At 74.4% G+C, this 5,055-nt stretch carries 4 protein-coding genes; 3 read left to right on the top strand and 1 reads right to left on the bottom strand.

Annotation, left to right across the window (positions count from 1 at the left end):
• Positions 1 to 104: 104 nt before the first annotated feature.
• From EF903_RS28515 to sucD, 3 genes are all read left to right on the top strand, one after another.
• Positions 105 to 1,301, top strand: a complete 1,197-nt coding sequence (locus tag EF903_RS28515; protein WP_260616052.1) for a VWA domain-containing protein — start codon at positions 105 to 107, stop codon at positions 1,299 to 1,301.
• Between the two features lie 273 nt (positions 1,302 to 1,574).
• Complete coding sequence (gene sucC / locus EF903_RS28510) at positions 1,575 to 2,756, top strand: ADP-forming succinate--CoA ligase subunit beta (RefSeq protein ID WP_125547897.1); 1,182 nt, start codon at positions 1,575 to 1,577, stop codon at positions 2,754 to 2,756.
• Positions 2,757 to 2,779: 23 nt separating this feature from the next.
• Positions 2,780 to 3,667 carry a succinate--CoA ligase subunit alpha gene (gene sucD / locus EF903_RS28505; RefSeq protein WP_125547896.1) on the top strand — a complete coding sequence of 296 codons (888 nt, stop codon included), beginning with the start codon at positions 2,780 to 2,782 and terminating at the stop codon, positions 3,665 to 3,667.
• Between the two features lie 117 nt (positions 3,668 to 3,784).
• On the opposite strand, the gene EF903_RS34415 is transcribed toward sucD, so the two are convergent.
• Positions 3,785 to 5,055, bottom strand: a 1,271-nt coding sequence (locus tag EF903_RS34415) for a hypothetical protein (RefSeq protein ID WP_185902876.1), incomplete at its 5' end; no start/stop codon positions are given.

Genomic DNA, 5,055 nt, shown 5'->3' with positions numbered 1-5,055 from the left:
GGCGGGGGGACGGTGCGGATGAACGGGACGGGACGGCGGGGTGCCGGCCGTGGGACGAGTGAGGGGACTGCCGGATGAAGGGGGACGAGCGAGGGGAGTGCCGGATGAACGGGACGGACGCCGCGGACGCCGCGCGTGCGGCGGCGGACGCGGAGCGGGTGCGGCGGTGGCGGCTCGTGCTCGGCGGGACCGGCGGATCCGACGGCACCGGCTGTGTACTGGCCGGCCCGGACCGGGCCGTGGACGACGCGCTGGGCGCGCTCTACGACAGCACCGCCGGCGGCGCCGGAAGCGGCGGCTCCCGCCGGGCGGCGGGGGAGCGGTCCGCCGGGCTCGGCGGCTCCGCGCCGGGCGTGGCCCGCTGGCTGGGCGACATCCGCCGGTACTTCCCCGCCCCCGTCGTGCAGGTGATGCAGCGCGACGCCATCGAGCGGCTCGGACTGTCCGCGCTGCTGCTGGAGCCCGAGATGCTGGAGGCCCTCGAACCGGACGTGCACCTGGCCGCCACCCTGGTGTCCCTGGGCGCGGCCATGCCGGAGACGACCCGCGAGACGGCGCGCACCGTCGTCCGCGGCGTCGTCCGGCAGCTGGAGGAGCGGCTCGCCTCCCGCACCCGTGCCGCCGTCGCCGGCGCCCTCGACCGCTCGGCCCGCACCGCCCGCCCGCGACGCGCCGACATCGACTGGGGCCGCACCATCCGGGCGAACCTGAAGAACTACCTGCCCGAGCAGCGCACCGTGGTCCCCGAGCGGCTCGTCGGGTACGGCCGGGCCGCGCAGGCCGTCCGGAAGGAGGTCGTCCTCTGCATCGACCAGTCCGGCTCCATGGCCCCCTCGGTCGTCTACGCCTCCGTCTTCGGCGCCGTCCTGGCCTCCGTGCGGTCGCTCTCCACCCGCCTCGTCGCCTTCGACACCTCCGTCGCCGACCTGACGGACCTCATCGGCGACCCGGTGGACGTCCTCTTCGCCGCACAGCTCGGCGGCGGCACCGACATCAACCGGGCCCTGGCCTACTGCCAGTCCCGGATCGCCCGGCCCGCCGAGACCGTCGTCGTCCTGATCAGCGACCTCCACGAGGGCGGCGTCCGCGGCGAGGCGACCAGGCGGGTCGCGGCGATGCGGGCGGCCGGAACCGCGGTCGTCGTGCTGCTCGCCCTGTCCGACGAGGGGGCCCCCGCCCACGACCGGGAGCACGCGGCGGCCCTCGCCGCACTGGGCGTGCCCGTCTTCGCCTGCACGCCCGACCTGTTCCCCGAGGTGATGGCCGCGGCGATCGAGGGGAGGCCGCTGCCCGCGCCCTGACCGGGAGCCCCGCGGCGCCGTACGGGAAATGGTCAGATCGCACGAATTCGCAGATCACCGGTCGGCCGATCTGTGAGGGGAATCACCGCGCCGGTGTGATCTGCGATTTAGGGTGGCAGGTGTCCCGGGGATAACCTGCGAGACGGACATGCCGCGTCCACGGTCACCGTGTGCGCCTCCCTTGTGACAGAGCCGTCACGTTGCCCTCCGCGGCACGCCCACGCAGACAACCGCGAATCACTGCGAATCTTTGAAGACAAGGGACGGACGCGCGTGGACCTGTTCGAGTACCAGGCGAGGGACCTCTTCGCCAAGCACGGTGTACCGGTGCTGGCCGGTGAAGTCATCGACACGCCTGAGGCGGCTCGCGAGGCCACCGAGCGGCTGGGCGGCAAGTCGGTCGTCAAGGCGCAGGTGAAGGTCGGCGGCCGCGGCAAGGCCGGCGGCGTCAAGCTCGCCGCCACCCCGGACGAGGCCGTCGCCCGCGCGACGGACATCCTGGGCATGGACATCAAGGGCCACACGGTCCACAAGGTGATGATCGCGGAGACCGCTCCCGAGATCGTCGAGGAGTACTACGTCTCCTACCTGCTCGACCGCACCAACCGCACCTTCCTGGCCATGGCGTCGGTCGCGGGCGGCATGGACATCGAGGAGGTCGCCGCGACGACCCCCGAGAAGCTCGCCAAGGTCCCGGTGAACGCCAACGAGGGCGTCTCCATCGAGAAGGCCCGCGAGATCGTCGCCCTGGCGCAGTTCCCGGCCGAGGTCGCCGAGAAGGTCGCCGAGGTCCTGGTCACCCTGTGGAAGACCTTCGTCGCCGAGGACGCACTCCTCGTCGAGGTCAACCCGCTCGCCAAGGTCGCGTCCGGCGAGGTCATCGCCCTCGACGGCAAGGTCTCCCTCGACGAGAACGCGGAGTTCCGCCAGCCGTCCCACGAGGAGCTGGTCGACAAGGCCGCCGCCAACCCGCTGGAGGCCGCCGCCAAGGAGAAGGGCCTCAACTACGTCAAGCTCGACGGCGAGGTCGGCATCATCGGCAACGGCGCGGGCCTCGTCATGAGCACCCTCGACGTCGTCGCGTACGCCGGTGAGAACCACGGCGGCGTCAAGCCCGCCAACTTCCTGGACATCGGCGGCGGCGCCTCCGCCGCGGTCATGGCCAACGGTCTCGAGATCATCCTCGGCGACCCGGACGTCAAGTCCGTCTTCGTCAACGTCTTCGGCGGCATCACCGCCTGCGACGAGGTCGCCAACGGCATCGTCCAGGCGCTCCAGCTGCTCAAGGACAAGGGCGAAGAGGTCACCAAGCCGCTCGTCGTCCGCCTCGACGGCAACAACGCCGAGCTCGGTCGCAAGATCCTCTCGGACGCCAACCACCCGCTGGTCCAGCGCGTGGACACCATGGACGGCGCGGCCGACAAGGCCGCCGAGCTCGCTGCGGCTGCGAAGTAAAGGGACGAGGTCACAGACTCACCATGGCTATCTTCCTCAACAAGGACAGCAAGGTCATCGTCCAGGGCATGACCGGTGCCACGGGCATGAAGCACACCAAGCTGATGCTCGCCGACGGCACGAACATCGTCGGCGGTGTGAACCCGCGCAAGGCCGGCACCACCGTCGACTTCGACGGCACCGAGGTCCCGGTCTTCGGCTCGGTCGCCGAGGCGATGGAGAAGACGGGCGCGAACGTCTCCGTCCTCTTCGTCCCGCCGGCCTTCGCCAAGGCCGCCGTCGTCGAGGCGATCGACGCCGAGATCCCGCTGGCCGTCGTCATCACCGAGGGCATCGCGGTGCACGACTCCGCCGCCTTCTGGGCGTACGCGACCGCCAAGGGCAACAAGACCCGGATCATCGGCCCGAACTGCCCGGGTCTGATCACCCCCGGCCAGTCCAACGCCGGCATCATCCCGGGCGACATCACCAAGCCCGGCAAGATCGGTCTCGTGTCGAAGTCCGGCACGCTGACCTACCAGATGATGTACGAGCTGCGCGACATCGGCTTCACCTCCGCCGTCGGCATCGGTGGCGACCCGGTCATCGGCACCACGCACATCGACGCCCTGGAGGCCTTCGAGGCCGACCCGGAGACCGAGCTCATCGTCATGATCGGCGAGATCGGCGGCGACGCGGAGGAGCGTGCTGCCGACTTCATCAAGGCGAACGTGACCAAGCCGGTCGTCGGCTACGTCGCGGGCTTCACCGCCCCCGAGGGCAAGACCATGGGCCACGCCGGCGCCATCGTCTCCGGCTCCTCCGGCACCGCGCAGGCCAAGAAGGAGGCCCTCGAGGCCGCCGGCGTCAAGGTCGGCAAGACGCCGACCGAGACCGCCAAGCTGGCCCGCGAGATCCTCAGCAAGGCGTAGCAGCCGCCCGGCGCCGCCGCCCGGCGCCGCCGCGGACTTCGCACGGGCGCGGCCCGCACCCCCGACCGGGGTGCGGGCCGCGCCCGTACGTGCACCCGCCGGCGGGTGCGTCGCCGCTCACCCGGGGAGCGGCTCCAGGCGGTCGGGCCGCGCGGCCGGGTCGGCCCGCAGCTTCTCCTGGAGCTGCCGGCCCTGCTCGGTGAGCCGCTGGGGGCCGCTGAGCGGAGGAACCCCGGAGACGCTGGTGCCGGGGTGGACCGGGGGCTCGTACCGGGTGGGGGCGGTCGCCAGGGTGTAGGCCGTGGCCGCGGTGAGCAGGGCGGTCACCCCGGCGACGGTGCGGGACCAGCGGCGGGCGCGGTACTCCGCGGCCCCCCGGACGACCGCGGCCGGGCGCGGTACGAGCCGTACGGGCGGCCGCAGCGCGCCGAGCCGCTCGTGCAGCAGGGCCGCCCGCTCCTGTGGCGGCGCCGCGGCCACCGCCGGGATGCGGCACGCGAGGTCCTCGTGGGCGTACAGCAGGCGGTGGCCGGCTGTCGGCGTGGTGGCCTCGGTCTCGGCGGCCGTGTCGGGGAGGTCGAGGCCGACGGCGTGGTACAGCAGGACGGTGCGGCGGTGGACCGGCGGCAGCGCCAGCACGGCGTCCATCAGGACGCGGTCGGCCGGGTCGACGGATCCGGCGGGGGGCTCGGGGTGCCGGTGGGCGCGGCGGAAGCGGTGCCAGGGGGAGAGGGCGTACTCGTGCGCGGCGGCGCGCACCCAGCCCACCGGGTCGGGGTCGGTGGCCACCTCGGGCCACCGCGCCCAGGCCTGCTGGAACGCCCGCTCCACCGCCTCCAGGGCCAGCCCGCGGTTGCCGGTGAGCAGGTAGGCCTGCCGGGCCAGGGCGGTCGCGGAGCGCCGGTACAGGGCGTCGAACGCCGCGCGCGGCCCGTCGACCGGCCCCGGGTCCGCCGCCTCGGGCAGCTCGTCGGCGGGATCGGCCGCCGGGGGGTCCTCGGAGGCCGGGTTCGGGAGGAGGCCGGCCGGCCCGCCCGCGCCCGAACCGCTCCCGTCCCCCGCGGCACCCCCGGCGGGTGCGCCGCCCGGGCCCTGTCCGGCGGTGGGGTCGACCGGGGCGCCGTACGGAACCGGCGCCGGAGCCGCCGGCTCCGCGGCCGTTCGGGCGCCGAGCGGCAGCGGGCCGTCCGGGACGGGGCCCTCCGGGGCGCCGTACGGGACGGCCGTCGAAGCCTCCGGGTCCGCGGCCGCTCCGGGGCCGTGCGGCAGCGGGCCGCCCCGCAGGGGGCCGCTGCCGCGCGGCGCGGCGTCCCCGGCGGGGGCGCCGCGCTCGGCGTCCCGGCCCGGGCCGGCCGGGGCGCCGTACGGGCCCCGCTCCGGGGCGGGGC

It is taken from the genome of Streptomyces sp. WAC05292, assembly GCF_003949955.1.
Classification (GTDB): Bacteria; Actinomycetota; Actinomycetes; order Streptomycetales; family Streptomycetaceae; genus Streptomyces; species Streptomyces globosus.
The sequence above is the reverse complement of the archived record's forward strand: the minus strand, read 5'-3'. Positions and strand labels throughout refer to the sequence as shown.

Excerpts from the sequence above, each read along its gene's own strand:
- sucD (WP_125547896.1), top strand. The coding sequence starts at position 2,780 with ATGGCTATCTTCCTCAACAAGGACAGCAAGGTCATCGTCCAGGGCATG.
- EF903_RS28515 (WP_260616052.1), top strand. The coding sequence starts at position 105 with ATGAACGGGACGGACGCCGCGGACGCCGCGCGTGCGGCGGCGGACGCG.